Source organism: Rhizobium sp. BK098, from assembly GCF_014193155.1.
GTDB lineage: Bacteria > Pseudomonadota > Alphaproteobacteria > Rhizobiales > Rhizobiaceae > Rhizobium.
This window is the reverse complement of record NZ_JACHYY010000006.1, coordinates 280,328-304,998: the sequence shown is the minus strand read 5'-3', so window position 1 is coordinate 304,998 and position 24,671 is coordinate 280,328. Positions and strand designations below refer to the sequence as shown.

The following is a 24,671-nucleotide window of genomic DNA, read 5'->3' as shown; positions in this document are numbered from 1 at the left end:
GGCGGCAACGCCTTGTCGCGCTGCCACCCTCCCTTATTACTTCTTCTTGAAGACGGAGTTCGGATTGTCCAGGCTGTCCGAACCTTCGAGCTTGATCGTGCCGAGATCGAGAGCAGCGATGACGCGCTGGATGCTCTTTGTCTGGTCGAGTAGGCCGTCAATCGCCTTCTGAACCGTCGCGTTTCCTTCCTTGTTGCCCTCGCCGATCATCTGATCGTATTTTTCAACCGTCTCGCCGCGATGCACCAGCGCCTTCATGGCAGCAAGTGTCGCGTCGAGCTTGCCTTCCATTTCCTTGTCGAGCGCCGGATCCTTGGCCTTGACCAGATCGTGCAGTGACGGCCCCTTCATCTTGGTGCCGTCGGCGCGGGTGTAATTGCCGTTGTAGGCAGACGCGATGCCGACGGCATCGCCATTGTGCTCGTTATAGGTATTGTCGGAGAAGCAATCCTGCTCTTCTTCCGGATCGTGCAGCAGCAGGCCGAGCTTCATGCGCTCGCCGGCAAGCTCACCGTAGGAGAGCGAGCCCATGCCGGTCAGGATAGCGGTGAGGCCGGCCTTCGGATCGGCTTCGACATGCTTGGTGGCTTCGCCGTCCGGCGCCCACTTGTCCGTCATCTCCTGAAGGTCCGAAACCAGCAACGTCGAGGCGGACTTCAGATATTCGGCACGGCGGTCGCAATTGCCATGCGTACAATTCTTCAGATCGTAGTCGGTTGCCGGACGCTCGCCCGCACCGGCATCCGTGCCGTGCAGGTCCTGGCCCCACAGAAGGAATTCGATGGCGTGGTAGCCGGTCGCGACATTGGCTTCGATGCCGCCGGCCTGATGCAGTGTGGCCGACAGGAATTCCGGCGTCAGATGCGATGCGTCGATATCCTTGCCGTTGATCTTGATCGTCTTGTTGGCGATGACATTGGCGACATAGAGCGCATTCTCATCGCTTTCCGTGCCGTAGGAGGCGTCGACATAGTCGATCAGGCCTTCGTCCAGCGGCCAGGAATTCACCTTGCCTTCCCAGTCGTCGACGACCGGATTGCCGAAGCGATAGACTTCCGTCTGCGCATAGGGAACGCGAGCCTTGATCCAGGCCGCACGTGCCGCCTTAAGCGTCTTGTCGCTGGGGTTGGCGAGCAGGGCGTCGATCGCCTTGTCGAGTGCTTTCGCCGTCGTCAGCGAGTCCTGATATTTGGCATGTGCCAGTTCCGCATAGTGCTTGAGAACGGCTGCCGGTTCGGGAGTTGCCGCAAGGGCGGGAAGGGTGGATGCAGCAGTCGCGATAACGGCCACCGCGAGCGCGGCGCCAATTTTGTTCTTTAGTTTCATGTTCCTCTCCTGTGACAGCGGGGGCACCGTCAAAACTTGGCAATTTGTCTCATGTATGAAAAACAAACTTGTGTCAAACACTCTAGTTTAGAACGATTTTAAGGCGAGGAACCCCGGGTGTACGGCGACAAGCGAAATGAATTTGCCTTCAAATGGCAGGCATAGGCCGCTTGAGAGGTTGTCGGCAGGGCGGTGCAAGCAGGGCTACGACAGGACAACCGGCCGAGCGCAATCGCTAGTCGATCGCCGCCAGCTCACATCTTCCGTTGCAGACGGCTGAAGAAGAAGCCGTCGGTATCGGTGGAGGCTGGCGTCAGCGTAATGGTCTTGCCATCCGAGGAGCGGGGCTTTGGGGCATCCTTCCCGAACAGCTTCCCCCATGAGCTCAGGGTCTCCACGACTTCGAAGTCCGGATTCTGGGCGGCGAAACGGTTTACCTGTGCTTCATTCTCTTCCGGCAGCACCGAACAGGTGACGTAAAGCAGCGCGCCGCCGGGGCGGACGAATTCGCCGGCTTGCGCCAAGGCTTCCTGTTGCTGGCTGATGCGCTCGTCGAGGTTCTTCTGCGTCAGCCGCCATTTGGTATCGGGACGGCGCCGCCAGGTGCCGGTCCCGGTGCAGGGAGCGTCGACCAGAACCTTGTCGAACTTGCCGCGCAGTTGGAGCAGGCCGTTGCGGTCGTCATGGACCTGGACATTGCGAGTGCCGGCTCGTTTCAGGCGCTCGATGATCGGCGCCAGCCGTCGCCGGTCGCTGTCATAGGCATGGACCTGGCCCTTGTTGTGCATCGCGGCCGACATGGCGAGCGTCTTGCCGCCGCCGCCGGCGCAATAGTCGAGCACCTGATCGCCTTCTTCAGGCAGAACCAGATCCGCGACGATCTGCGAACCTTCGTCCTGCACCTCGAACCAGCCTTTCTGGAAGGAGAGCTCGGCCGTGACGTTCGGCAGGCGTGACGCACCTTCGCCGGCCGGAATTCGGATGCCGAACCGGGCGATTTTCGATGCCTGGCCGCCAGCGCGTTCCAGCGCTTTCACGACCTTCGCGCGATCGGCCTTCAGTGCATTGGCGCGGAGGTCGAGCGTCGGACGTTCGGCGAGAGCTTGCGCTTCCGAAAGCCAGCCATCGCCGAAGGCTTGGCTGAAGGAGGGCTCGACCCATTCGGGAATATCGCCCTGGATGTGACGGGGCGCATCTTCGAGCTTGCGGGCCGCAAAAGCGGCCAATGTTTCGGCGCTCGGCGCCTCGGGAGCAAATTTATCACCGTCGAGCTCGGCGGCCAGCGCCTCGGGCGTCAAGCCCCATTGGCGGAAGAGTACAGCATGGGCAAGCGCGGACGCACTGTCGTCTTCCATCAGCCAGGCATGCGAAAGCCGCATGCGCAGGGCGTCATAGACGATGTTGCCGATCGCGGCTCTGTCGCCGGAGCCGGCGAAGCGATGGGCAAGGCCCCAATCCTTCAGGGCATCGGCCACCGGTCGCTTGCGCGCTTCGATATCGGCAAGAACTTCGATGGCCCCCTGCAATCGGCCGCCCAGACGCATTCACACTCTCCTACTCGCGCATGACCCGGAACCCGTTGGAGCTCATCTTGGGAATCTGCGCCCTACCAAAACCGCTGACGCCTCGCCGATCCGCGCAGACAATGCCCATGGCGGCGGATTTTGAGACGTCTCAATCGCGTGGTAGCCGCGATTGGCCGAGAGAGCAAGCGTCATGCCGATTTGCCGGTAGTTCCGGCTTCCGGCGATTACTTCGAGGCGACGACCTCGTAACAGACCTTGGCGGTACCCGAAGCGACCATGCCGATGTTCTGTGCGGCAGCGCGGGAGAGATCGAGAACACGTCCGCGAATGAAGGGCCCACGGTCGTTGATGCGAACGACGACGCTGCGGCCATTGTGCTTGTTGGTAACCCTGAGACGCGTGCCGAAGGCAAGCGAGCGGTGGGCTGCAGTAAGATTTCTGGAACTCATGCGTTCCCCGGAAGCAGTCTTGGAGCTTCCCCCGTACCATGAAGCGCCTCCGCAGCCAGCGGATGCAAATGCCGGAGTCGAAACGACAGCAATGGAGGCGGATATAGTTGCGGCGATTGCCAAAGAACGTGCGATTTTCTTCAAACCGATTTTTCCCTCAAGCTATTGAACTTGCGCCCTGGGTAGGCGGCGGGGCTTAAATCAGGCCAAAAATGGCGAAAAAGTGCCACTTTCGATCACGGAATGTTACATTCTGTAACATTCGTGATATTGGGGGAATACTGGGACTATTCAGCGGATTTGCTTGATCGTGGAAAAAACCCAATAAAATCAGTTAAAAATGGAATGAATTTTCTCGAAGGCGCCTGGTGATGTCAGGCATCACAAAAATCGGAAAAATAATTTTCCGACTTTGCCATAATCGCTGCCGCATTTGTGCAATTTTAGAGGTCGTTAACCATAAATGCGGAGCAAATTGAACTATAGTGCCTGGCTAAGTAGGAATTTTCATGCGATCTCACCTGGCGTGGAGAGCGATTTCTCAGCCGCGCCACGCTCCCGAGGACCATAATTCGGCGAGCGACATGCGATACTCTGGGTAGCGGAACTGGAAGCCGAGCGCGCGCAATTTCGCGTTCGAAACGCGCTTGTTTTCCCCGTAGAAAGAGCGCGCCATCGGCGTCAGTTCAGCCGTCTCGAAAGCCTGTTCCGGTGGCGGTTCGACGCCCATCAGGCGGGCGGCTTCGACGATGACATCCTGCGGCGGTGCAGGCTCGTCGTCGGTGACATTATATATGCCGCCGAGCTTGCGGTCGGACAGGAAGCGGGCGCAAGCGCCGATATCCTCGACGCGGATGCGGTTGAACACCTGGCTCGCCTTGATGAGCCTCCGGGCGGTTCCCTTTTCGAGATTGCAGAAGGCATTGCGGCCGGGGCCGTAAATGCCGGAAAGGCGGAGTACAGCGACGGGAAGGCCGAGCCGGATGCCGACGCGCAGCCAGCCGTCTTCCGCTTCTACCCGCTCGACCGAGCGGTCCGCGACCGGATGCAGCGAGGTCTGCTCGCTGACCCAGGCGCCCTTGTGGTCGCCATAGACGCCGACGGTCGAGAGATAGCAAATCCATTCCAGCTTCGGCATCAGCGCCTTGAGATTGAGCTGCGCCAGCCGCAGCAACGGATCGCCGGATTTGCCCGGCGCGATCGATTGCACCAGATGCGTAGCGGTCTGCATCGTCTCGGAGAGAGCCGGATCGATCGTTTCACCGTCGAAGACGAAGGCTTCGATGCCTTCCTTCGTTAACAATGCCGCCTTGTCGGCGGAGCGGGTCGTGCCGGTGATGCGAACGCCGGAACCGGCGAAGGCCTTGGCGATGGCCGTTCCGGAATAGCCGCAGCCGAAAATCATCACATGCATCACGATACCCCTGCCAGTTTCCATTCGGCGCGAACTTCTTCGTCTGCCTCGTCATGTCTTTGTGCCGCAAACGCATGGAATTCGCCAGCCGTCATCAGTCGCGATAGCGCCCAGACCGCCATGCCGCGCACGGTGGGCGAGGGATCTCCGGCCAGTTCGCGACATTTCTCTATAAAGGAGCGATCGCCCGAATTGCCGGCGGCGATGAGTACATTGCGGATGAAGCGGTCCCGGCCGATGCGCTTGACCGGCGAGCCGCTGAAGAAAGCACGAAAAGCCGCATCATCCAGATTGAGCAGGAGGGCGATCGACGGTTCCTTGAGATCCTCGCGCGCCACCAACTTCATCTCCGAGGCGGCGCTTGCGAACTTGTTCCAGGGGCAGGCGGCAAGGCAGTCATCGCAGCCAAAGATGCGGTTGCCGATCAACGGCCGAAGCTCGGGATCGATCAGACCCTTGTGCTCGATGGTCAGATAGGAAATGCAGCGCCGTGCATCAAGCTGATAAGGCGCCGGGAAGGCAGCGGTCGGGCAGGCATCGAGACAGGCCCGGCAGGAGCCGCAATGGTCGATCTCGGGCTCATCCGGCTCGAGTTCGGCCGTGGTGAACATCGATCCGAGAAAGAGCCATGAGCCGAAGGCGCGGCTGACGAGATTGGTGTGCTTGCCCTGCCAGCCGAGACCGGCGGCCTCTGCCAGCGGTTTCTCCATGACAGGCGCCGTATCGACGAAGACCTTGACATCCTCCTTCGAGCGCGCCGCGAAGCGGGTGGCGATCTCCTTCAGCCTACCCTTGATGATGTCGTGATAGTCGCGGTTTCTGGCATAGACGGAGATCGCCGCCTTGTCCTGCTTTTCCAGAATGCCGCGTGGATCCTCGTCGGGGCCGTAATTCAGGCCGAAGACGACGATGGAGCGGGTCTCGCTCCAGAGCACGCGCGGATCGCTCCGGCGGTCGCGGGTCTCTTCCATCCAGCCCATCGTGCCGTGATAGCCCTTGTCGAGAAACTGGCCGAGCCGCACGGCAGCTTCGGGAGTGGCGTCCGGCCTGGTAATGCGACAGAGATCGAAACCATGGGCACGCGCTTCCTCTCGCAAGAAAGCGGTCAGTGTGTTTCTTCGCTTGTCAGCTTTTTCCGCTTCGCGATCACCGGGCATATCGAGCCCTCGTCAGAAATCCAGATCGGCATAGTGCGAAACTGGTGTGACTCCACGCACACGCTCCGCCAGGATCGGCCGGAAGGATGGGCGCGACTTCAGCCGCTGATACCATTCCTTGGCGACAGGCGATTCCGTCCAGTCGATCTCACCCAGATAGTCTAGCACGGAAACCGAGGCTGCGGCGGCGAGATCGGCGTAGCTCAGGCGCTCACCGGCCAGCCACTGCCGCGAACCTGCAAGCCAGGACAGATACTTCATGTGCTGGCGGATATTGCCGCGCGCCATGCGCATGACCTTGGAATCGGGTGCGCCACCGCCTTGCTCGGCGGTCATCTGCAGCTTGAAGACGCGCTCGCGCGTCAGCGGCCGCGTCACATCCTGCTCCATCTTCTGCATGAACCATTCCGTCAGCCGGCGGATTTCGGCGCGCTGGAACGGATCTTCGGCCAGAAGCCGACGATCGCGCTTCAGAACACCATGCGTCTCGTCAAGATATTCGGAAATGACCGAGGCGCCACAGAGCGCCCGCATGCTGTCATCGACATAGACAGGCAGGGTGCCGGCGGGGTTCAGTGCCAGGAAATCGCGTCGCTTTTCCCAGGTCTGTTCCTCGATCAGCTCCGTCTGATAGCCATATTCCGTCAGGATCAGACGAACGAACCGGGAGGAAGATGACATTGGGTGATGATACAGCGTCGGCATTGGTACTCGGGTGTTTCTAATTGATGCTACGGAAGTCTTTTGGGTCGCGATTCTGCGGCCCTAGTCATTTGTCATCGGTTGAAGCTATAGGATCTTGGCCTAGTTTGCACAAGCGAATCGGGCCGCCCTGCCGTTAGACAAAGGACACGATATGGCTGAACAAATTGTTATCGCGTTGGTTTTAGGCCTTGTGGAGGGGCTTACGGAGTTCATTCCGGTCTCCTCGACGGGCCATCTGATATTGCTTGGACATTTTCTCGGCTTCAAATCGGCCGGTACTTTTGAAGTTTTGATCCAGCTCGGCGCGATTCTCGCCATTCTGCTTGTCTATTTCAATCGTCTCGTCCAGATCGCCAAGGCGCTGCCCGTCAGCGTCAAGGCTCGTCACTTCGTTCTGGCCGTCCTCTTCGGCTTTCTGCCCGCTGCCGTTATCGGCGCACTGGCGCATGATTTCATCAAGACGGTGCTGTTCGATTCGCCGAAGGTCATCTGTATCTCGTTGATCCTCGGCGGCATCGTCCTGCTCGTCATCGACAGGATCGAGTTCAAGCCGAAATACACCAGCGCCTACGAATTTTCCTGGCCGATGGCGGTCAAGATCGGCTTCTTTCAGTGCCTGGCGATGATTCCGGGAACGTCGCGCTCCGGTTCCACCATCGTCGGTGCCCTGCTGCTCGGCGCCGACAAGCGTTCTGCCGCTGAATTTTCCTTCTTCCTCGCCATGCCGACGATGGTCGGCGCTTTCACTCTGGATTTGTGGAAGAGCCGCCATGATCTCAGCTTCGCCGATGGTCAGCTGATCGTCATCGGCTTCTTCATGGCCTTCATCTCGGCGTTGCTCGTCGTGCGCGCGCTGCTCGACTTCGTATCCCGCCGGGGTTACGCCCCCTTCGCATGGTGGCGAATTGCCGTCGGCACGATCGGTCTTATCGGTCTCTATTTCGGCTGAGACCGCTCGTTCGCGCTGATATCCTGGAAAAATGAAGGCCGGTCAAAACCGGCCTTTTTCATACCCGATCAGTTCCGGGAGGACGTGTCGATGGAACCCGTCGTGCAGGGGTCGACGCCGTAGGTCGGCGCACATTCGCCCTTGATCGAGGCGATGCTGCCGCGGGCCACGAAGGAGCCTGCGAGAATCACCAGTGCCGCGCACGCAAACAAAAGCGCGATAGACTTGCCCATCGAAGAATGCCTTTCCGCAGAAGTGTGAAGCGCGCCGCGAACCGGTTCATTGTCCAAGCCTGAGACGCGCGGCTGTGTTAGTCAGTGGAATGAGCAATAGCAATAAATGTTCATATTAAATTTGACGTTAATGCTACTATTTCCAGACTGCGTCTTTTGAGCAACGCCAAGCTGTGAATGGCGCTGCTCTGCCAGCGTCTTAAAGTACGATTCTGTCTTCGCGGGGCAATAAAAAACGCCGCTCGGCAAAGCCGGGCGGCGGGTGAATTTCGTGGAACGGCCGAATCGTCAGGCGGCTTTGCCCGAGCCGGTAAACTGGCCCTGCGGGCGGTAACGCACCAGATAAGACGGCAGCACGGAGACAAGCAATGTCGGCAGCAGGCCGACGCCCTTCAAAGTGCGTCCTTCCGCTTCCGCCTGCTTCGAAACGACGTTGTCGCTCTTCAGCAGCGTTACCTGGTCGGCGGTGATCGGCGGCTTGATGAGCGGCACCAGCGACGCGACCGAGCCGATCAGCGAAGCCAGCCCGAAGGGGATGGAGACGAATGACTTCTTCCGATTGATGACGGCAAGCGTGGTCTCGAGACATTCGCGGAAAGACAGGATTTCGGGGCCGCCGAGCTCATAGGTCGTACCGGCCTTCAGCTTGCCGTCGACGCTCCGCGCAACGGTCTCGGCGATATCCTGCACATAAACGGGCTGGAACTTCGTCTTGCCGCCGCCGATCAGCGGTAGGAACGGCGCGGTGCGCGACATGTCGGCGAACTTGTTGAAGAATTCGTCTTCCGGCCCGAACACGATCGAAGGGCGCAGGATGATTGCATCCGGCTTGATCGACAGAATGGCGGTTTCGGCGCGAGCCTTGGTTCGGGCATAGGCCGAAGGCGAGTTGGCGTCGGCGCCCAGTGCCGAAATATGCGTCAGCGAGGCACCGGCGTTGCGGGCGGCTTCCGCAATCGCCTTGGCGCCGAATTCCTGTACGGCATCGAAGGTATTGCGGCCGCTTTCAGCAAGAATGCCGACGCAGTTGACGACATGCTGCGCGCCTTCGACGGCGCGGTCAATGGAATTGCGGTAGCGCACATTGGCCTGAACGATCGAAATCTGGCCGAGATTGCCGAGCGGCTGCAGGAAGCCGGCAAGATCGGGACGGCGAACGGCGACACGGATGCGATAGCCGCGCTTGGCAAGCGCGCGCACGACGTGCCGCCCGATGAAACCTGATCCTCCGAACACGGTAACGAGCGGCGGGAGGTTGGACAGGGTCATGGCAGGCTCCTCGAAAGGCTTGGATTGGGCTTATCTGGTTTCGTCTTAGCCGATCCGCGCGCCGAGGTGAAGTGCTATCGCGCTGCATTGCAGCGTCGGCTTTTCAAGGGAGTTAGACGCCTTCGACGACGACCATTTCAGCGTCTGCCACCTGCTGGCGGATTTTGGCGGCGATCTGATATTCGGGCGAATTGTAGCAATCGACGGCATGCTGCAGCGACGGAAACTCGATCACGACGTTGCGGCCGCGTGCCTGTCCCTCCAGCGGGGTAAACGCTCCGCCGCGGGCAAGGAAATTCGCGCCGTATTTCTCGAAGGCGGGCTTCGCGGCAGCAACGTAATCCTTGTAGCGCTCGGGGTCGCGAACATCCACGCGCGCAATCCAATATCCCTTTGGCATGTTTTCCTCCCAGCTTGCTTCTGTATCTTAGAGTGCGGCGCCCATCTCGGCGAGGATGGCGCGAGCGGCCTCCTTTGGATCGACCGCCTTGACGATCGGTCGTGCGACGACGAGATGGCTCGATCCGGCCTTGATGGCGTCTGCCGGCGTCATCACCCGCTTCTGGTCGCCCTTGTCGCTGCCGGCCGGACGGATGCCGGGGGTCACCAGCGCCATATCCGGCCCGATGATCTTGCGGACCGCGGCGGACTCTTCCGCCGAACAAACGATACCGCCCATGCCCGCGAGATGCGCCTGTTCGGCCCGGCGCAGCACCAGCGTATGCGGATCATATTCATAGCCGGCGGCGATGAGATCGCCTTCGTCCATCGAGGTCAGCACGGTGACGCCCAGCAGGCAGAGGTCTGACCCTTTGGCCGCTTCGACAGCCGCCTTCATGGCTTTCGGATAGGCGTGCAGCGTCAGCATCGACATGCCCATCTTGACGATATTCTCCACGCCGGAGGCCACCGTATTGTCGATGTCGAGCAGCTTCATGTCGAGGAAGATCTTCTTGCCGCTGGCGGCGAGATCGCGGGCGAATTCCAGGCCGCCGGCAAAGGCGAGCTGATAGCCGATCTTGTAATAGAGGATGTCATCGCCGAGGGCGCCGACCACTTTTTCGGCCTCCTGAAGGTTTGGAACGTCCAGTCCAACGATCAAGCGGTCGCGTGCGGTCATATCAAGCCCATCCCATCCAGTCTTCCATGGGTGTCCAGTCGCATGAGACGGCGCGCTTCGCAAGATCGAAACAGAAAAGATTGCCGCCGCCCGGTGGTTGATCGCCCTGCCGTGCGATCGGCTTCCCCTCCAGATGGCATTTCAGCAGCGTGCCGACGCCGCCATGGCCGACGAAGGCGATCGGCACGTTCGGATCGTGGCGCGCAAGAACGGCCTCGACATTGGAGACGATCCTCGCCTGCGCATCGATGGCGCGTTCCCAGCCCTTGAAGCTCTCATGCGGATTGGCAAAGAACCAGTCCGCCGCTTTTTCGAACTCCGGCGGCGGCAGAAAACCTGTGGCGCTGCGATCGTTTTCATGCATGGCTTCGAGGACCTCGATCGGCGCACCGCTTGCCGCTGCCAAGGCCTCGGCCGTTTCGATTGCCTTGCGCTCGCCGCTGGAAACGATCAGGCCGAGCTTGCCAGCCCAGGGCCGTCCCGCCGCCATTCGCGCCCGCTCGGCGCCAATGTCGGACAAGCCCCATTGCGGCACCGGCACATTCGGGTCGATCCGCACCTGTGGGTGCGTAACATAAAGAGCGTACATGGATTTCTCAGCGATTGCTTCAGCCGCGGCTATAGACCCAGAGCTGGGCCGGCGGAATGTTGCGGACGATAAAGTCGTAATGTCGGATATGATAGCGATCCGGCTTGGCGATGATCGGCGAGACCGGGCCGTAGGAAATCTGAACCACCGGCCGGCCGGGCGGAATGCGATCCAGCAGGCTCTCGAGAAGCGCGACGCGCGCCTTCATCGGGAAATTGAGGAGGGGAATGCCCGAGACGACGGAATCGAACTTCTGGCCGCGAAGCACGCCCAGCGTTTTATCGAGATCGAAGGCGTCGCCATTGATGAAGTTGACGCCGGGGTAACGACGGACGAGATGATTGTAGAAATCGGTGGAATATTCGATGGCAACGAGATTTTGCGGCTCGACGCCGCGTCCGAGGATCGCCTTGGTGATCGCTCCTGTTCCCGGCCCAAGCTCCAGCACGGGCAGCCCTGATTGCGTGTTGATGACGCCAGCCATCTTGCGAGCCGTAATCGACGAAGTAGGAACGATCGACCCCACGGTCTTGGGTCCCTGCATCATGCCTTTGAAGAAGCGAATCTCCTCATCGAATTTCTTGCCCAGCCGTTCCTTGAGACGCAGCGCCATGCTCTCCCCCCATCAGATGTTACCGTCGCGACTTACATATTGCTTCTCTAGATCTTGCAACCGAATGACGCAATAACAAGAGAAAATGTCGCAATCGACAAAAGACCAAATAAAAGCGCCCTTGCATTGGATAAACGCAGAAAGGGCGCTTTGGTTTCCCTAGAGCCGGATGAGACATCCGGCTCTAAAATCAAAGAAGTGGAGCATGATATCGTCCGAAAACCGCTCACACTTTTCGGCATCATGCTCTACACGCGCATCGGCATCAGCACATAAAGCGCGTCGTCGCCGGCCGTGTCGCGAATGAGCGTCGGCGAGCCGGCATCGGCCAGCAGGAATATGGCTGCATCGCCGGAAAGCTGTGCGGTAATATCGAGCAGGTATTTGGCGTTGAAGCCGATTTCCATCGGGTCCATCTCGTAGCCGACGGCAACTTCTTCCGTAGCGCTTCCCGAATCCGGGTTGTTGACCGTGAGGAGCAGCTGGCCGTCAGACAGTGCCAGCTTCACGGCGCGGCCACGCTCCGAAGAGATCGTCGATACACGGTCGACGGCCTGGGCGAAAGTCTCGCAATCGACCCGCATTTCCTTGTCGTTGTTGGCTGGAATAACGCGCTGATAGTCCGGGAAAGTACCGTCGATCAGCTTCGAGGTCATGACGATCGAGCCGATCGTCAGGCGGATCTTGGCGTCGGAGACTTCAACGGTGACCATCGCGTCCGGCGTGTCCACGAGCTTCTGCAGTTCTCCCACAGTCTTGCGCGGGATGATGATCCCAGGCATGCCTTCGGAGCCCGAAGGTGCGCTGACATCGGCGCGCGCTAGGCGATGGCCGTCGGTGGCGACAGCCCGGAGCTTCAGGTCGCCGCCGCTTTCGATCGTGTGGAAGAAGATACCATTGAGGTAGTAACGCGTCTCCTCGGTGGAGATCGCAAACTGCGTGCGGTCGATCAGCATCTTCAGATCGGACGCCTTCAGCTTGAAGGAATGGCTGAAGCTGCCGGCGGTGAGATCGGGGAAATCGGATTCCGGCAGGCACTGCAGCGAGAATTTCGAGCGGCCGGAAGCGACCGTCATCGAGCTGCCGTCGGGATTGGTGGCGAGAAGCACTTCCGAACCATCGGGAAGCTTGCGCACGATGTCGTAAAGCAAATGCGCGGGAACCGTGGTGGCGCCGGCCTGTTCGACATTGGCGGGCGTTGCCTCGGTGATTTCGAGATCGAGGTCGGTCGCCTTCATGTCGAGGTTCGTGCCGTCGGCTTTGAGCAGCACGTTGGACAGGATCGGGATCGTGTTGCGACGCTCGACCACGCGATGCACGTGGTTCAGCGACTTCAGGAGGTTCGACCGCTCTATTGTAATACGCATGGATGCTACCGCTTTCGACCGTGACTTGCCGGGCGGCCCGAGGCGCCCGAGCGACATGTTTTCGGACAAGGCCCGAAAGATTGGACAGGCAACTTGGCAGACTTCTCCATCCGAATGCAAGAGGCATAGGCGATTTGTCGGGCGCCAATTCGCCATTTCGTCGGCAATGCTCCACAGGAATTGCACCGCTCTTGCCGTCCGTGCGCGCCTCGCCCATAAAGGCTGCTTATCCCAAGTGAATTCAGGACCGGTATGAACGAAGAGCAATCAGGCGGCGGGACACGCAGTTTCCGCCTGCATAACAATCAGATCCCGGCCCGTCCTCTCGAACCGGCGCTCTATCTCGTCGCGACGCCGATCGGCAATCTCGGCGACATTACTCTGAGGGCGCTGGAAACGCTGGCCGGCGCCGATGTGCTGGCCTGCGAGGATACGCGTGTCACCCGCGTCCTGCTCGACCGCTATGGCATCCAGAACAAGCCCTATGCCTATCACGAATACAATGCCGATGAGGCAGGCCCCCGGCTGCTGCAGGCTCTGGAAGCTGGCCGATCGGTGGCGCTGGTATCGGATGCCGGCACCCCGCTCGTCTCCGATCCCGGTTACCGTCTCGCAGTGCAGGCGATCGAAGCGGGATATAAGGTCGTTCCCATTCCCGGCGCCTCCGCACCGCTTGCGGCCCTCGTCGGCTCCGGCCTGCCCAACGACGCCTTCTTCTTTGCCGGTTTCCTGCCCACCAAGGACAAGGGGCGGCGCGATCGGCTGGCCGAGCTGGCAGGCATCCCCGCAACCCTCATCTTCTTTGAATCGCCGCATCGCATCGCTGCGACTCTTGCCGCCGCTGCCGATGTGCTCGGGGGCGAGCGTGCCGGCGCCGTCTGCCGCGAGCTGACGAAAACCTTCGAGCAATTTCGCCGCGGTACGCTATCCGAACTCGCCGCGTTCTATGATGCCGTTGAGAATGTGAAGGGCGAGATCGTCTGGCTCGTCGGCCCACCGGCGGAAAACGTCGCGGCGGCGGCCGATGTCGATGCCATCCTCGCCGATCTCTCAGGGACCATGCCGACCGCCAAGGCGGCAACGGAGGCTGCGCGCTTGACCGGCTTGCCGCGTAAGGAGCTTTACCAACGCCTGCTCGACATGAAGGAGCGCCATGGCTGATACGAAGCCCGGGTCCGGCGCGAAGCTGAAGCGGCAAAAGGCCTGGCGTCGCGGCCATATTGCCGAATATCTCGCCGCCGCCTTCCTGATGCTCAAGGGCTATCGCATCCTGGCGATCCGCCACCGCACCAAGCTCGGTGAAATCGATATCGTCGCCCGCAAAGGTGATCTCGCTATCTTCGTGGAGGTCAAATCCAGACGCGGCGCGCAGGAGGCGCTCGACGCCGTTTCCTTCTCCTCGCAAAACCGTATTCGCGCTGCGAGCGATCTCTGGCTCGCGCGGCAACCGGATTTCGCCCGTCTCTCGCAACGCTATGACATCGTCGCCATGCTCCCCGGTCGCTGGCCGCAGCATTTTCCCGATGCGTTTTGAGCGCGGCGTTACAGGACCGTCACAAAATCAGCCTATTGCCGGGCGACCAGCGCCTGCGATTTCTCTGCGCGCGCTCCTTATTTCAGTTCGACAGGCCCTATCATGATCCGCAACACCGTCTCCGCCTTCACCCTACCATCGCAGGAAGAGCGAAAGAGCTTCCTTTCGCTTGAAAAGACCCCGGCGGTTCACGCCGAAAAGCTTGCGTCGCTCGCCTGCCTGAATACGGTGCGCGTCGGTGGGGCGGGTGCCAAGGTCGAGGCTTTGGCCTTCCCCTTTACGGTCGCCGCCTGGAACCTCGAGCGCTGCCTGTTTCCCGAGGAAAGCGCTGCCAAGCTGCGCGAGACTGGTGCGCCGCTTGTCCTGCTGTCGGAAATGGATCTGGGCATGGCCCGCACCGAACAGCGCGACCCGACCGCGATCATCGCCGGCGAACTCGACATGAATCATGCCTATGGTGTCGAGTTTCTCGAGCTCAGCCTCGGTTCGGAAATCGAGCGCTCCTACTGCCGCGACGATTTTAATGAGAAGGGCTTTCACGGCAATGCCCTGTTGGCCTCCGTCGCTCTGAAGGATGCTTTCATGATCCGTCTGCCCGGTGAGGCCGTCTGGTTCAACAACAGCAACGAGCAGCCGCGCATCGGCGATCGCTGCGCCGTCGGCGCCATCGTCACGACGGAGGCCGGCCCCATGGTCGCCGTTTCCGTTCATCTCGAAAGTGTTGCCACTGCTGCCTATCGCGAGCGGCAGTTGGCGGCGCTGATCGATGAGGTCGAGGCTTTCGCGCCCGGTCTGCCGATCCTGATCGGCGGCGATCTCAACACCGGCAACCACACCGGCGGCGATTATTCGACGGATACGCTGTTCGCCATGGCCGAAGGCCGAGGCTTCGAGTGCCACGGCGGCCCGCTCGATCAGACAAGCACGCGCCCGAGCCTGATCACACGTTTCCCCGATCGCGCCATGAAGCTCGACTGGTTCATCACCCGCGGCTTGAAGATCGGCGAGAGTCATCTTGTGTCCTCTCTCAACGGCGAGGGCAAGCCGCTCTCCGACCATGATATGGTCGTTTGCACAATCGAAGGTTTTTCCGCCTGATCGCTGCAATCGTTAAAATGCACCTGGTTTCATGAACTTTGCCGTTACCCGTTCCATGCGATGAGATCGCAGACGCTCATGGAATTTTGGGGGATTGCATGGTCTTGAAATTAATGTTGGCGAGCATGGCGGCCTTTGCCGCGCGTGCCGTCCCGGCTGTGGTCGCGCTGCCGCGGTCGAAAAGCTTCGTGGCTGGCGCCAGTGGCGAGATGGAAATGAAGCCGTCGCCGATCGAGCCATCCTGGATCTTGTCGGGCAATCCCGTTGCCCGCATCGCCGAGCATTCGCGCGGGCAGGACGATGCCGCCATGACCGCGCTGTGGGATTGCACGGCGGGCGAGTTCCGCTGGTATTTCGGCTGGGATGAAACCGTCATGATCCTTGAGGGCGAAGTGCATATCACCACGGAAGACGGCGTCGAGCGCACGCTGCATGCCGGCGATGTCGCCTACTTCGCCGGGGGCACTTGGGCGACGTGGCGCATCGATCGCTACCTGCGCAAAGTCGCTTTCTTGCGCAAGCCATTCCCGAAGCCTTTGACCATGGCCTATCGCCTGCGCAACCTCGTCCGCCAGGGCAACACACAGGACCTTGCTGCCTAAGCAGGGCCACCTTGGCGGAAGCCCTTGAATAGCCGTTGCGTTTGGATGCGGGCCGACCTACATCTGTCCGCAAATCCGAGCGAGGGCTGACTATGGCTGGTATCAAGAATGTTGCGGTCCAGATGGACCATGTCCGAAGCATCAACATTGCGGGCGACTCGACCTTCGCCATGAGCCTCGAGGCGCAGAACCGCGGCTACAAGCTCTTCCACTATACGCCGGAGCGGCTGAGTATGCGCGACGGCAAGATCTATGCCTCCGTCGAGCCGATGATCCTGCGCGACGTCAAGGGCGATCACTTCGAGCTCGGCGAGCCGGAGCGCGTCGATCTCTCGACGATGGATGTGGTGCTGCTGCGCCAGGACCCGCCCTTCGACATGGCCTATATCACCTCGACGCATCTGCTCGAGCGCATCCACCCGAAGACGCTCGTCGTCAATGACCCGGCCTGGGTGCGCAATTCGCCGGAAAAGATCTTCGTCACCGAATTCGCCGATCTCATGCCGAAGACGCTGATCACCCGCGATCCGGCTGAAATCCGCCGCTTCCGCGAGGAGATGGGCGATATCATCCTGAAGCCGCTCTATGGCAATGGCGGCGCCGGCGTCTTTCATTCGACTCGCGACGACCGCAATCTCTCGTCTCTTCTCGAAATGTTCGGCCAGCTCTTCCGCGAGCCGTTCATTGCCCAGCAATATCTGCCCGATGTTCGCAAGGGCGACAAGCGCATCATTCTTGTCGATGGCGAACCAGTCGGCGCGATCAACCGCGTGCCAGCCGAGCATGATGCCCGCTCCAACATGCATGTCGGCGGCCGCGCCGAAGCGACCGAGCTGACGGCGCGCGAAAAGGAAATCTGCGCCCGCATCGGACCGGCCCTGAAGGAGCGCGGCTTCCTGCTCGTCGGCATCGATGTCATCGGCGACTATATGACCGAGATCAACGTGACGTCGCCAACCGGCATCCGCGAAGTCAAGCGCTTCGGCGGCGCCGATATCGCCAGCCTGCTCTGGGATGCGATCGAAGCCAAGCGGGCCTGATCGGCAGTTTCCCCACGCTTCCAACTGAACGATCATATCCACCCAGGCATGTCGATAATTTCGACGTGCTGGGTGAAGTTTTTGTTCGTTTATTGTTCTTGTTTCATTCCTCGTCTTATGCCAGATTGCAACCCGAAGTTTGCTGGTCGGGGCACGTAACGGCAAACGGGTTCGGCGACAGGGGAATAGGGCATGGTAGCGCGCGTCAGTACGGTTGCGTTTCAGGGCATTGAGGGCGTACCCGTCGAAGTGCAGGTGATGATCGCGCCCGGCAAGGTGCTGATGCACATCGTCGGCCTGCCGGACAAAGCTGTGGCCGAGAGCCGAGAGCGGGTCCAGGCGGCGCTGCACGCCTCCGGCCTCGCTCTGCCGCCGAAGAAAGTCACCGTCAATCTCGCCCCGGCGGATCTGCCCAAGGAGGGCAGTCACTTCGACCTTGCGATCGCGCTCGGTCTGATGGCGGCGCTCGGCGCGATCCCTGCCGATGCCCTGTCCTCCTACACTGTCATTGGCGAACTCAATCTCGACGGCACGATCGCGCCCGTTGCCGGCGCGCTTCCTGCCGCGATCGCCGCCAATGCCATGGGCAAGGGGCTGATCTGCCCTGCAGAAAGCGGGCCGGAAGCTGCCTGGGCGGGCAAGGAGATCGATATTCTGGCGCCACGCAGCCTGATCGCGCTCGCCAATCATTTTCGCGGTACGCAGGTTCTCTCGCGACCGGAGCCATCCGTTCGTGCCAGTGCCACCAATCTACCCGATCTTGCTGATATCAAAGGGCAGGAAAGCGCCAAGCGCGCCTTGGAGGTGGCCGCCGCCGGCGGGCATAACCTGTTATTCGTCGGGCCTCCCGGCTCCGGCAAGTCGATGCTCGCTTCGCGCCTGCCGTCGATCCTGCCGCCCCTGTCGACGAACGAGCTGTTGGAGGTGTCGATGATCCATTCGATCGCCGGCCAGCTTTCCGGTGGCAAACTCTCCGATCGGCGGCCCTATCGCGCGCCGCATCACTCCGCCACCATGGCGGCGCTCGTCGGCGGCGGTCTGCGTGCGAGGCCCGGCGAGGTGTCGCTGGCCCATCACGGCATTCTTTTCCTTGACGAGTTGCCGGAGTTTTCGCCGCAGGCGCTCGATGCGTTGCGCCAGCCGCTCGAAACCGGCGAATGCGTCATTGCGAGAGCAAACCACCGGGTTTCCTATCCGGCCGGCATTCAGCTTGTGGCAGCGATGAACCCATGCCGCTGCGGCATGGCCGGCGAACCGGGCCACACCTGCGCCCGTGGGCCGCGCTGCGCTTCAGATTATCAGGGCCGTATTTCCGGTCCATTGCTCGATCGCATCGATATCCGCATAGACGTACCGGCAGTCTCCGCCGCCGACCTCATCCGGCCGACATCAGCGGAAAGCAGCGCCGATGTCGCACTCCGCGTCGCACGCGCTCGCGAACGGCAGCGGGAACGCTTCGAACGAGCCGGCATGAAGGACGTCACCACCAACGCCCGTTGCTCGACCGCGATGATCGAAACCATCGCCGAGCCGGACGCCGCCGGCCTGCAATTGCTGCGCGATGCCGCCGAGAAGATGAAATTCTCCGCCCGCGGCTATCATCGCATCCTCAAGGTCGCTCGAACGCTCGCCGATCTCGATGATAAGCCCACCGTCGGCCGCATCCATCTCGCGGAAGCCATCTCCTATCGCATCGCCGGAGAGCGACTGGCAGCGCACGCCTGAAAGTCCTGAGCTGAGGCGACGCTCGATCGTCGCCCGTCCGCCTGAATGAAAAAGGGTGCCGAAGCACCCCTTTCCAAGTCCGAATGACGGTTGGCGCCTTTAGCCGCCAAGTCCCTCGAACAGGGCCGTCGAGAGATAGCGCTCGGCGAAGGACGGAATGATGACGACGATGGTCTTGCCTTCATTTTCGGGACGCTGGCCGATCTTGATGGCCGCTGTGAGCGCCGCGCCGGAGGAGATGCCGACCGGCACGCCTTCGAGCTTGGCGACGAGCCGCGCCTGCTGGAACGCCTCGTCATTGCTGACGGTCACCACCTCGTCATAGACATGCGTATCGAGAACCTTCGGCGCGAAGCCGGCGCCGATGCCCTGGATCTTGTGCGGGCCGGGATTGCCGCCGGAAAGAACGGGCGAATCCGCCGGCTCGACGGCGATGACCTTGATGTCGGGCTTGCGCGCCTTCAACACCTGGCCGACACCGGTGATCGTGCCGCCGGTGCCGATACCGGAAACGAAGATATCGACCTTGCCTTCGGTGTCGTTCCAGATTTCCTCGGCCGTCGTCTTGCGATGGATTTCCGGGTTGGCGGGATTTTCGAACTGCTGCGGAATGATCGCATCCGGCAGCGATGCGGCCAGCTCTTCGGCCTTAGCGATCGCGCCCTTCATGCCCTTCGGTCCCTCGGTAAGCACCAGCTCGGCGCCGAGCAACGCCAGCATCTTGCGGCGCTCGATCGACATGGTTTCCGGCATGGTGAGGATAAGGCGATAACCCTTGGCGGCGGCGGCAAAGGCGAGCGCAATACCCGTATTGCCCGAAGTCGGCTCGATCAGCACGGACCGGCCGGGAGCGATCTTGCCCTGGGCTTCCAGGCTTTCGATCATGGCGACGCCGATGCGATCTTTCACGGAAGCGATCGGATTGAAGAATTCGAGCTTTGCCAAGATGTTGGCCTTGACGCCCTTCTCCTTCGCCAGCTTGTCGAGGCGCACGATCGGCGTATCGCCGATGGTCTCGGTGATCGAGGCGTAGACGCGGCCGCGGCCGGGTTTGCGGGTGTCGGACATGGGTAGCTCTCCCTACATTGGATTTATGCAACGACAATAGGATCAAACGCGTGCGGAAACCAGAGTGCGCACCCGTTCCCTGCGTGAAGCACGTGAGAAAAGAATCTCCCAATGGCCTTCCTTGAGGATGTTTTTTTCAGACGGCGCGCGTGGCGATGAAGGCAGCGGTGGCGGCGAGGCCCCGGCCGGAATGGCTGCAGCGACAAAGGGCGCGCCGCAACAGGCAGGTAGGGCGCTAGCGTCATGAAGCCTTCCTCCTCAGATGGTATCGGCTCTATTGCACTACCTTTGCGTTTTCAAGCGATTGCGCCGATGCAGCGAACATATTACCAAGGTGTTAACGGCCCATCGCAACCGCTTTGCCCAAGGATATCATGTCTTCCGCATTGCTCCTGATCGATCTTCAGAACTCCATCCTGACGGGCCTCGGCACGCCGGATCGCCAGCCGGCTATCGATGCCGCGCTGGAGGCGGTCGTTGCGAAGCTCGCAGCGTTGAAACACAGCGCCCGTGCCGCCGGTATTCCCACCTTCATCGTTCAGCATGACGGCGGCCCGACCCATCGTTTGGCCAAGCGCAGCGAAGGCTGGCAGCTGCGCCGGGAGATCGCACCGGAAGCCGGCGATGTCGTCGTGCACAAGACGAGCTGCGATTCCTTCTTCGAGACTGATCTGGAGGCACGGCTCAAGGGCCGTGGTGTCACTCACCTCATCGTTGGCGGCTGCATGACGCAGTTCTGCGTGGATACGACTGTGCGGCGCGCCGTTTCGCTGGGCTTCGACGCCTCACTGATATCAGACGGACACACCACGGCGGATATGGGCAAACTGAGTTTCGAAGACATTGTCACCCATCACAATATGCTGCTTGACGGTTTCGATGCCGGGCCGCATGAAATCAAGCTGGTCGCATCGACCGAAATCTCCTTCTGAAGCCCTTTCTCCGCCGGAGCCTCCATGCCGCATCTGACCAGCATGATCACCTTTGCCCTGATTGCTCTCGGCATGGTGCTGACGCCTGGGCCGAACATGATCTATCTGGTGTCGCGCTCGATCTCGCAGGGACCAGCGGCAGGGTTGATCTCCCTTGGCGGTGTCGCCTGCGGCTTCCTCTTCTACATGTTCTCGGCTGCGCTCGGCATTACCGCCTTCGTCTTTGCCGTTCCTTTCGCCTACGATGCGCTGCGGCTGGCGGGTGCGGCCTATCTTGGATGGCTCGCCTGGAATGCGCTGAAGCCCGGCGGCCGCTCGGCCTTTCAGGTGCGCGAGTTGCCAAAGGACAGCACCCGCCGGCTTTTCACGATGGGGCTGGTGACGAGCCTGCTGAACCCGAAGGTCGCGATCCTCTATCTGTCGCTGCTGCCGCAGTTCGTCGATCCCGCCGCCGGCAGCGTTTTCACGCAATCCATTGTTCTCGGCTTCGCGCAGATCATTATCAGCGTAACATTCAATGCCATTTTCGCGCTGAGTGCCGGCTGGATCGCGATGTTTCTCACCCAGCGCCCATCCTTTGCCCTAGTGCAGCGCTGGCTGATGGGCACGGTGCTGGCCGGGCTCGCCGTGCGCATGGCTTTCGAGGCGCAGCGTTGATGCGGAACGTTTCGCTGCCGCTCGCCGCCAGCCTTCTGATGCTCGCATCGTTCTGGAGCGCTGCTTCGGCGGCGGAGACGGGAACGCAGACGATCGTCTTCATGCGTCATGGCGAAAAGCCCGAGGCGGGTCTTGGCCAATTGAGCTGCCAGGGTCTCAACCGGGCGCTGGCTTTACCGCCGGTGCTGACAAAGCTCTTCGGCAAGCCGGCGGCGATCTTTGCGCCTGATCCATCGAAGCGAAAGGACGATTCCGGCACTTCCTACGATTATATCCGGCCGCTCGCGACCATAGAACCGACGGCGATCGCCCTTGGAATGCCCGTCGATACCAGCTTCGGCTATGAGGATATCGATGATCTGAAAGGCGAGCTAAAGAAGCCTGCTTATGCCGGCAAGCTGATCTTCGTCGCCTGGGAGCACAAGCAGATCGTCGATCTCGCCCGCCAGCTGATGAGCGAGAATGGCGGCGATGAAAAAGCCGTGCCGAAATGGCATGGTAAGGATTTCGACAGCCTCTATGTGCTGCGCATCGGCGGGGGCAAGGCCGGATCAGGCGTGAGCTTCGAGAAAATGGCCGAAGGCCTCGATAGCCGCTCCGATGTCTGTCCGAATCTGGCTAAATAATTTTAGAACACCGGCCGCATGAAGCTGCGCTCGTAGCTGATGATGCAGCGTGTTTCCTCGCCATAGGCAAGGGCGGCCTGGCATTCCGCATCTTCAGGTATTTTCAGCCGATATTCCTCATAGGCGGCAAGGCTCGGGAAGCTGAAAAGCGCCAAGGCGATGTTATTGGCTCCCTCGTGCGGCATGAAATAGCCGTGATGCGTACCGCCCAGCCGGTTGACCAGCGGGATCCAGAGCTTGGCGTAATGCTCGAACTGGGCGAGCTTATAGGGATCTATGACATAATGCAGGTAGCACGTAATCATTCGGCGGCCCCCTTCGAAAGACCACCGTTTCTATTCCAGGGCAGGGGGAGCGTCCAGCCGAGATTCATGCCGGCAGCAGCCGCGAGAATGATGACTGCGCCGAGGATCTGCGCCGAGCCAAGCACATGGCCGAAGGCAAAGCGATCGACGATGATGGCGGCGATTGGATAGACGAAGGAGAGTGCCCCGGTCAGGTGCGTCGGCAGCTTCTGGATGGCGCCATAGAGCAGCACATACATCAACCCGGTATGCACAATGCCCATGGTGACGAGGATCGACCATCCCCCGATATCCTGGGGTGCGGCGGAAAAATGGGTAAAGGGTGCCAACATCAGAATGCCGGTGGACACCTGGATCAGCGCAATCAGATGCGGCGGCGTGCCCTTCAGCCATTTGGCAGCGATCGCTGCCAGCGCATAGAAGAAGGCTGCGCCCAGCGAAAGCAGGATGCCGATCGCATAGCTTCCCGAACCGGCGGCCTCGGCCGGCTTGCCTTCGACGATCACGACCATGCCGGCGAAGGCGAGGCCTAACCAGAAGAGCTTGGTGAAGGTGATCCGTTCGCCGAGGAACAATGCGCCGAGACCCAGCAGCATGAAAGGTTGCGTATTATAGACGGTTGTGGCGATGGAAATGGAGGCGTGGGAATAGGCGGCGAAAAGCAGCAGCCAGTTGAGGACGATGGCGATCCCGCCACCGACGGCAATGGAAAATGTCCTGAGATTGAGGATGCCTGGGCGCAGCAGGCCCATGGCGCCGCAGATAACGAGCAGCGTCAGCGCGCCGAAGAAGCAGCGCCAGAAAACCACACCGATCACGGCCTGCCCGGACATCAATACGAACCAGCCGATCGTGCCTGAAATCAGCATCGCCGCCGTCATTTCCACCGTGCCGCGTTTAATCTCGTTCATTGCCTTGGCTCCCGTCTATCTGCCCCAATCATATTGCGGTATCTGCGCTGGTGATATAGATTTAGTAAGGTAAATTAGCCAAAAGACCTACGTAAATGAGGTTGAATGATGAGTGCTCCTAATGCGAGCCTTGGTCTCGATGAGATCGATCAGCGGATGCTGGAGGCGCTGGCGCGCAATGCCCGCATATCGCTGAAGGAATTGGCGGAAGCGGCCAGCCTGTCGTCGCCGAGCGCGGCGGAACGTCTGCGCCGACTGGAGGAACGCGGCATCATCTCGGCCTTTACCGTGGATATCGCGCCGGAGGCGATCGGCTATCCCCTGCAGGCGATCGTCCGCATCCGGCCTCTGCCCGGCCAGTTGCATGTCGTCGAGCGGATCATTCAGCAAACGCCGGAATTCATAGAGTGCGACAAGGTCACCGGCGACGATTGCTTTATCGGTCGGCTGGTGGTGCGCTCGATGGGTGAACTCGATGGTATATTGGATAAGATCACCGAGCGGGCCGAGACGAACACGTCGATGATCAAGGCGACGCCGGTCAAGCGCCGCCTGCCGCCGCTTACCGGCTCTAGAATTCCGCCATCGGCGAAAGCATGAGCGGCCCGACAATATCGGCTGCCGCTTTGCCGCGCACCATCAGCATGGTGTAGCCGTCGTAAGGCTCAAGCAATACCTGGCAATCCAGGCGGTCCGGAGAAAAGCAGATCTCGATGCGCTCGGGTTGGATATCGAGCGCTGAGACGATGGTCGCCAGCGAGGGAATGGTAGTTCCCACAATGTCGAGAAGCCAGAAAGTCGCGCCGTCGAACGTCCATGCAGCGACCGTGTCATCCCCAAGCGCCGTCAGGCGGATCGCGGAGTTGAAGGAAGCATTCAGCAGAAACATCTCCATCTGCCTGACAACGGCAAATTGGGCGGAGGCCGGCTGACGGTCTTGCAGGAGCGTCCTGATGAGGCGCAGATCGTCAGGCGCTTCCAGGGAGAGCTGCCGGGCTGACAAATCAGATTTCTGAAGCGTCGGCGTCTGCGCAACGAAGATATGCTGCGGCAGGATGCGAAAGCCATACCGCTCATAGAGAGCCGGCTTGTCGGTGAGCAGCAGATCGAGTTCGTAGCCCTCGGTCGCGGTGTGGGAAAAGGCGCGCTGCATGAGGTCGCGATAGAGGCCGCGCTTGCGCCATTCCGGCCGGACCGCGCCGGATTGATAGCCCGCCGCCTTGACGACCCTGCCATTGATGATCATCGGCATGGAGAAGGCGCTGAAATTGGCGACGCAGCGGCCATCGGCATCGAAATAGCCAAACGGCATGCTTGTCGGGTCCGGGCCGTCAAATTGGTCCAGGATGCTGACATCGATCGAGAATGTATCCTGCAGCAGATCGACAAGCGCATTCCAGGCGGAGGGATCGTCGAAATAATCTTGCCGGAGCGTCAATCCGTGGTCTCGTCCTAG

28 protein-coding genes are annotated in these 24,671 nt (G+C 60.7%); 11 read left to right on the top strand and 17 right to left on the bottom strand.

The window, feature by feature from the left end; translation table 11 throughout:
- Window positions 1–36: 36 nt before the first annotated feature.
- The 6 genes from FHT73_RS17950 to FHT73_RS17925 form a co-directional block, all read right to left on the bottom strand.
- A complete protein-coding gene (locus FHT73_RS17950) occupies window positions 37–1,326 on the bottom strand; it encodes an imelysin family protein (RefSeq protein WP_183713473.1) in 1,290 nt (429 codons plus the stop codon).
- Window positions 1,327–1,580: 254 nt separating this feature from the next.
- On the bottom strand, window positions 1,581–2,870 hold the full coding sequence (locus tag FHT73_RS17945) for an RsmB/NOP family class I SAM-dependent RNA methyltransferase (protein WP_112609283.1): 1,290 nt from the start codon (window positions 2,868–2,870) through the stop codon (window positions 1,581–1,583).
- Between the two features lie 206 nt (window positions 2,871–3,076).
- Window positions 3,077–3,445: a septal ring lytic transglycosylase RlpA family protein gene (locus FHT73_RS17940; protein ID WP_015338531.1), complete on the bottom strand. Its 369-nt coding sequence runs from the start codon at window positions 3,443–3,445 to the stop codon at window positions 3,077–3,079.
- Between the two features lie 397 nt (window positions 3,446–3,842).
- Window positions 3,843–4,715, bottom strand: a complete 873-nt coding sequence (locus FHT73_RS17935; protein WP_183713661.1) for an SDR family oxidoreductase — start codon at window positions 4,713–4,715, stop codon at window positions 3,843–3,845.
- Window positions 4,715–5,872 carry a tRNA epoxyqueuosine(34) reductase QueG gene (gene queG / locus FHT73_RS17930; RefSeq protein WP_183713471.1) on the bottom strand — a complete coding sequence of 386 codons (1,158 nt, stop codon included), beginning with the start codon at window positions 5,870–5,872 and terminating at the stop codon, window positions 4,715–4,717. Before queG ends, FHT73_RS17935 begins: the two co-directional genes overlap by 1 nt.
- 12 nt (window positions 5,873–5,884) lie before the next feature.
- On the bottom strand, window positions 5,885–6,577 hold the full coding sequence (locus FHT73_RS17925; protein ID WP_015338534.1) for a glutathione S-transferase family protein: 693 nt from the start codon (window positions 6,575–6,577) through the stop codon (window positions 5,885–5,887).
- Between the two features lie 151 nt (window positions 6,578–6,728).
- On the opposite strand from FHT73_RS17925, the gene FHT73_RS17920 reads away from it, so the two are divergent.
- Window positions 6,729–7,526, top strand: a complete 798-nt coding sequence (locus FHT73_RS17920; RefSeq protein ID WP_112336748.1) for an undecaprenyl-diphosphate phosphatase — start codon at window positions 6,729–6,731, stop codon at window positions 7,524–7,526.
- A gap of 68 nt (window positions 7,527–7,594) precedes the next feature.
- Here FHT73_RS17920 and FHT73_RS17915 read toward each other — a convergent pair whose 3' ends face one another.
- From FHT73_RS17915 to dnaN, 7 genes are all read right to left on the bottom strand, one after another.
- Window positions 7,595–7,759: a hypothetical protein gene (locus FHT73_RS17915; RefSeq protein WP_015338536.1), complete on the bottom strand. Its 165-nt coding sequence runs from the start codon at window positions 7,757–7,759 to the stop codon at window positions 7,595–7,597.
- Between the two features lie 288 nt (window positions 7,760–8,047).
- Window positions 8,048–9,028: a complex I NDUFA9 subunit family protein gene (locus tag FHT73_RS17910; protein ID WP_183713468.1), complete on the bottom strand. Its 981-nt coding sequence runs from the start codon at window positions 9,026–9,028 to the stop codon at window positions 8,048–8,050.
- Between the two features lie 112 nt (window positions 9,029–9,140).
- Window positions 9,141–9,428, bottom strand: coding sequence for a DUF1330 domain-containing protein (locus FHT73_RS17905; RefSeq protein ID WP_075856622.1), 288 nt, complete (start codon window positions 9,426–9,428; stop codon window positions 9,141–9,143).
- A gap of 27 nt (window positions 9,429–9,455) precedes the next feature.
- Window positions 9,456–10,148, bottom strand: coding sequence for an orotidine-5'-phosphate decarboxylase (pyrF, locus tag FHT73_RS17900; protein ID WP_183713465.1), 693 nt, complete (start codon window positions 10,146–10,148; stop codon window positions 9,456–9,458).
- Window position 10,149: 1 nt separating this feature from the next.
- Complete coding sequence (locus FHT73_RS17895; RefSeq protein WP_183713462.1) at window positions 10,150–10,737, bottom strand: histidine phosphatase family protein; 588 nt, start codon at window positions 10,735–10,737, stop codon at window positions 10,150–10,152.
- Between the two features lie 19 nt (window positions 10,738–10,756).
- Window positions 10,757–11,350: a phospholipid N-methyltransferase PmtA gene (gene pmtA / locus FHT73_RS17890; protein ID WP_183713459.1), complete on the bottom strand. Its 594-nt coding sequence runs from the start codon at window positions 11,348–11,350 to the stop codon at window positions 10,757–10,759.
- Window positions 11,351–11,598: 248 nt separating this feature from the next.
- Window positions 11,599–12,717 carry a DNA polymerase III subunit beta gene (dnaN, locus tag FHT73_RS17885; RefSeq protein ID WP_112399709.1) on the bottom strand — a complete coding sequence of 373 codons (1,119 nt, stop codon included), beginning with the start codon at window positions 12,715–12,717 and terminating at the stop codon, window positions 11,599–11,601.
- Window positions 12,718–12,969: 252 nt separating this feature from the next.
- On the opposite strand from dnaN, the gene rsmI reads away from it, so the two are divergent.
- From rsmI to FHT73_RS17855, 6 genes are all read left to right on the top strand, one after another.
- Window positions 12,970–13,878 (top strand): 16S rRNA (cytidine(1402)-2'-O)-methyltransferase, encoded by a 909-nt coding sequence (gene rsmI, locus FHT73_RS17880; RefSeq protein WP_112609293.1) that lies wholly within the window; start codon window positions 12,970–12,972, stop codon window positions 13,876–13,878.
- Complete coding sequence (locus tag FHT73_RS17875; protein WP_183713456.1) at window positions 13,871–14,251, top strand: YraN family protein; 381 nt, start codon at window positions 13,871–13,873, stop codon at window positions 14,249–14,251. Before rsmI ends, FHT73_RS17875 begins: the two co-directional genes overlap by 8 nt.
- Before the next feature lie 102 nt (window positions 14,252–14,353).
- Window positions 14,354–15,349 (top strand): endonuclease/exonuclease/phosphatase family protein, encoded by a 996-nt coding sequence (locus FHT73_RS17870; protein ID WP_183713453.1) that lies wholly within the window; start codon window positions 14,354–14,356, stop codon window positions 15,347–15,349.
- A 98-nt stretch (window positions 15,350–15,447) separates the two neighbouring features.
- The gene (locus FHT73_RS17865) at window positions 15,448–15,951 is read left to right on the top strand and encodes a cupin domain-containing protein (RefSeq protein WP_183713450.1); all 504 of its coding nucleotides are present in this window, start codon (window positions 15,448–15,450) and stop codon (window positions 15,949–15,951) included.
- Between the two features lie 92 nt (window positions 15,952–16,043).
- On the top strand, window positions 16,044–16,991 hold the full coding sequence (gene gshB / locus FHT73_RS17860) for a glutathione synthase (RefSeq protein ID WP_112399642.1): 948 nt from the start codon (window positions 16,044–16,046) through the stop codon (window positions 16,989–16,991).
- Window positions 16,992–17,183: 192 nt separating this feature from the next.
- Window positions 17,184–18,716, top strand: coding sequence for a YifB family Mg chelatase-like AAA ATPase (locus FHT73_RS17855; RefSeq protein ID WP_183713447.1), 1,533 nt, complete (start codon window positions 17,184–17,186; stop codon window positions 18,714–18,716).
- Window positions 18,717–18,815: 99 nt separating this feature from the next.
- On the opposite strand, the gene cysK is transcribed toward FHT73_RS17855, so the two are convergent.
- Entirely contained in the window at window positions 18,816–19,784 is a 969-nt protein-coding gene (gene cysK / locus FHT73_RS17850) for a cysteine synthase A (protein ID WP_112336737.1), read from the bottom strand.
- 374 nt (window positions 19,785–20,158) lie between these two features.
- On the opposite strand from cysK, the gene FHT73_RS17845 reads away from it, so the two are divergent.
- Genes FHT73_RS17845 through FHT73_RS17835 form a run of 3 tightly spaced genes read left to right on the top strand, consistent with a single transcriptional unit; the run spans window position 20,159 to window position 21,999 of the window.
- Window positions 20,159–20,716, top strand: coding sequence for a cysteine hydrolase family protein (locus FHT73_RS17845; protein WP_183713444.1), 558 nt, complete (start codon window positions 20,159–20,161; stop codon window positions 20,714–20,716).
- Between the two features lie 24 nt (window positions 20,717–20,740).
- A complete protein-coding gene (locus FHT73_RS17840) occupies window positions 20,741–21,373 on the top strand; it encodes a LysE family translocator (RefSeq protein ID WP_112609305.1) in 633 nt (210 codons plus the stop codon).
- Window positions 21,373–21,999, top strand: a complete 627-nt coding sequence (locus FHT73_RS17835; RefSeq protein ID WP_183713441.1) for a hypothetical protein — start codon at window positions 21,373–21,375, stop codon at window positions 21,997–21,999. Before FHT73_RS17840 ends, FHT73_RS17835 begins: the two co-directional genes overlap by 1 nt.
- 2 nt (window positions 22,000–22,001) lie before the next feature.
- Here FHT73_RS17835 and FHT73_RS17830 read toward each other — a convergent pair whose 3' ends face one another.
- Together FHT73_RS17830 and FHT73_RS17825 are read right to left on the bottom strand one after the other, a co-directional pair.
- Window positions 22,002–22,304: an NIPSNAP family protein gene (locus FHT73_RS17830; protein ID WP_015338553.1), complete on the bottom strand. Its 303-nt coding sequence runs from the start codon at window positions 22,302–22,304 to the stop codon at window positions 22,002–22,004.
- Window positions 22,301–23,215, bottom strand: a complete 915-nt coding sequence (locus FHT73_RS17825) for a DMT family transporter (RefSeq protein WP_183713438.1) — start codon at window positions 23,213–23,215, stop codon at window positions 22,301–22,303. Before FHT73_RS17825 ends, FHT73_RS17830 begins: the two co-directional genes overlap by 4 nt.
- Before the next feature lie 108 nt (window positions 23,216–23,323).
- Here FHT73_RS17825 and FHT73_RS17820 point away from each other — a divergent pair, with 108 nt between their 5' ends.
- On the top strand, window positions 23,324–23,815 hold the full coding sequence (locus FHT73_RS17820) for an Lrp/AsnC family transcriptional regulator (RefSeq protein ID WP_112609466.1): 492 nt from the start codon (window positions 23,324–23,326) through the stop codon (window positions 23,813–23,815).
- On the opposite strand, the gene FHT73_RS17815 is transcribed toward FHT73_RS17820, so the two are convergent.
- The gene (locus FHT73_RS17815) at window positions 23,787–24,653 is read right to left on the bottom strand and encodes a GNAT family N-acetyltransferase (RefSeq protein ID WP_246712151.1); all 867 of its coding nucleotides are present in this window, start codon (window positions 24,651–24,653) and stop codon (window positions 23,787–23,789) included. The genes FHT73_RS17820 and FHT73_RS17815 overlap by 29 nt on opposite strands.
- Window positions 24,654–24,671: the final 18 nt, after the last annotated feature.

What these genes read in the sequence shown, in the direction of transcription:
- FHT73_RS17950 (WP_183713473.1), bottom strand. Translation starts at nt 1,326, where the DNA reads ATGAAACTAAAGAACAAAATTGGCGCCGCGCTCGCGGTGGCCGTTATC.
- FHT73_RS17945 (WP_112609283.1), bottom strand. Translation starts at nt 2,870, where the DNA reads ATGCGTCTGGGCGGCCGATTGCAGGGGGCCATCGAAGTTCTTGCCGAT.
- FHT73_RS17935 (WP_183713661.1), bottom strand. Translation starts at nt 4,715, where the DNA reads ATGCATGTGATGATTTTCGGCTGCGGCTATTCCGGAACGGCCATCGCC.
- queG (WP_183713471.1), bottom strand. Translation starts at nt 5,872, where the DNA reads ATGCCCGGTGATCGCGAAGCGGAAAAAGCTGACAAGCGAAGAAACACA.
- FHT73_RS17925 (WP_015338534.1), bottom strand. Translation starts at nt 6,577, where the DNA reads ATGCCGACGCTGTATCATCACCCAATGTCATCTTCCTCCCGGTTCGTT.
- FHT73_RS17920 (WP_112336748.1), top strand. Translation starts at nt 6,729, where the DNA reads ATGGCTGAACAAATTGTTATCGCGTTGGTTTTAGGCCTTGTGGAGGGG.
- FHT73_RS17915 (WP_015338536.1), bottom strand. Translation starts at nt 7,759, where the DNA reads ATGGGCAAGTCTATCGCGCTTTTGTTTGCGTGCGCGGCACTGGTGATT.
- FHT73_RS17910 (WP_183713468.1), bottom strand. Translation starts at nt 9,028, where the DNA reads ATGACCCTGTCCAACCTCCCGCCGCTCGTTACCGTGTTCGGAGGATCA.
- FHT73_RS17905 (WP_075856622.1), bottom strand. Translation starts at nt 9,428, where the DNA reads ATGCCAAAGGGATATTGGATTGCGCGCGTGGATGTTCGCGACCCCGAG.
- pyrF (WP_183713465.1), bottom strand. Translation starts at nt 10,148, where the DNA reads ATGACCGCACGCGACCGCTTGATCGTTGGACTGGACGTTCCAAACCTT.
- FHT73_RS17895 (WP_183713462.1), bottom strand. Translation starts at nt 10,737, where the DNA reads ATGTACGCTCTTTATGTTACGCACCCACAGGTGCGGATCGACCCGAAT.
- pmtA (WP_183713459.1), bottom strand. Translation starts at nt 11,350, where the DNA reads ATGGCGCTGCGTCTCAAGGAACGGCTGGGCAAGAAATTCGATGAGGAG.
- dnaN (WP_112399709.1), bottom strand. Translation starts at nt 12,717, where the DNA reads ATGCGTATTACAATAGAGCGGTCGAACCTCCTGAAGTCGCTGAACCAC.
- rsmI (WP_112609293.1), top strand. Translation starts at nt 12,970, where the DNA reads ATGAACGAAGAGCAATCAGGCGGCGGGACACGCAGTTTCCGCCTGCAT.
- FHT73_RS17875 (WP_183713456.1), top strand. Translation starts at nt 13,871, where the DNA reads ATGGCTGATACGAAGCCCGGGTCCGGCGCGAAGCTGAAGCGGCAAAAG.
- FHT73_RS17870 (WP_183713453.1), top strand. Translation starts at nt 14,354, where the DNA reads ATGATCCGCAACACCGTCTCCGCCTTCACCCTACCATCGCAGGAAGAG.
- FHT73_RS17865 (WP_183713450.1), top strand. Translation starts at nt 15,448, where the DNA reads ATGGTCTTGAAATTAATGTTGGCGAGCATGGCGGCCTTTGCCGCGCGT.
- gshB (WP_112399642.1), top strand. Translation starts at nt 16,044, where the DNA reads ATGGCTGGTATCAAGAATGTTGCGGTCCAGATGGACCATGTCCGAAGC.
- FHT73_RS17855 (WP_183713447.1), top strand. Translation starts at nt 17,184, where the DNA reads ATGGTAGCGCGCGTCAGTACGGTTGCGTTTCAGGGCATTGAGGGCGTA.
- cysK (WP_112336737.1), bottom strand. Translation starts at nt 19,784, where the DNA reads ATGTCCGACACCCGCAAACCCGGCCGCGGCCGCGTCTACGCCTCGATC.
- FHT73_RS17845 (WP_183713444.1), top strand. Translation starts at nt 20,159, where the DNA reads ATGTCTTCCGCATTGCTCCTGATCGATCTTCAGAACTCCATCCTGACG.
- FHT73_RS17840 (WP_112609305.1), top strand. Translation starts at nt 20,741, where the DNA reads ATGCCGCATCTGACCAGCATGATCACCTTTGCCCTGATTGCTCTCGGC.
- FHT73_RS17835 (WP_183713441.1), top strand. Translation starts at nt 21,373, where the DNA reads ATGCGGAACGTTTCGCTGCCGCTCGCCGCCAGCCTTCTGATGCTCGCA.
- FHT73_RS17830 (WP_015338553.1), bottom strand. Translation starts at nt 22,304, where the DNA reads ATGATTACGTGCTACCTGCATTATGTCATAGATCCCTATAAGCTCGCC.
- FHT73_RS17825 (WP_183713438.1), bottom strand. Translation starts at nt 23,215, where the DNA reads ATGAACGAGATTAAACGCGGCACGGTGGAAATGACGGCGGCGATGCTG.
- FHT73_RS17820 (WP_112609466.1), top strand. Translation starts at nt 23,324, where the DNA reads ATGAGTGCTCCTAATGCGAGCCTTGGTCTCGATGAGATCGATCAGCGG.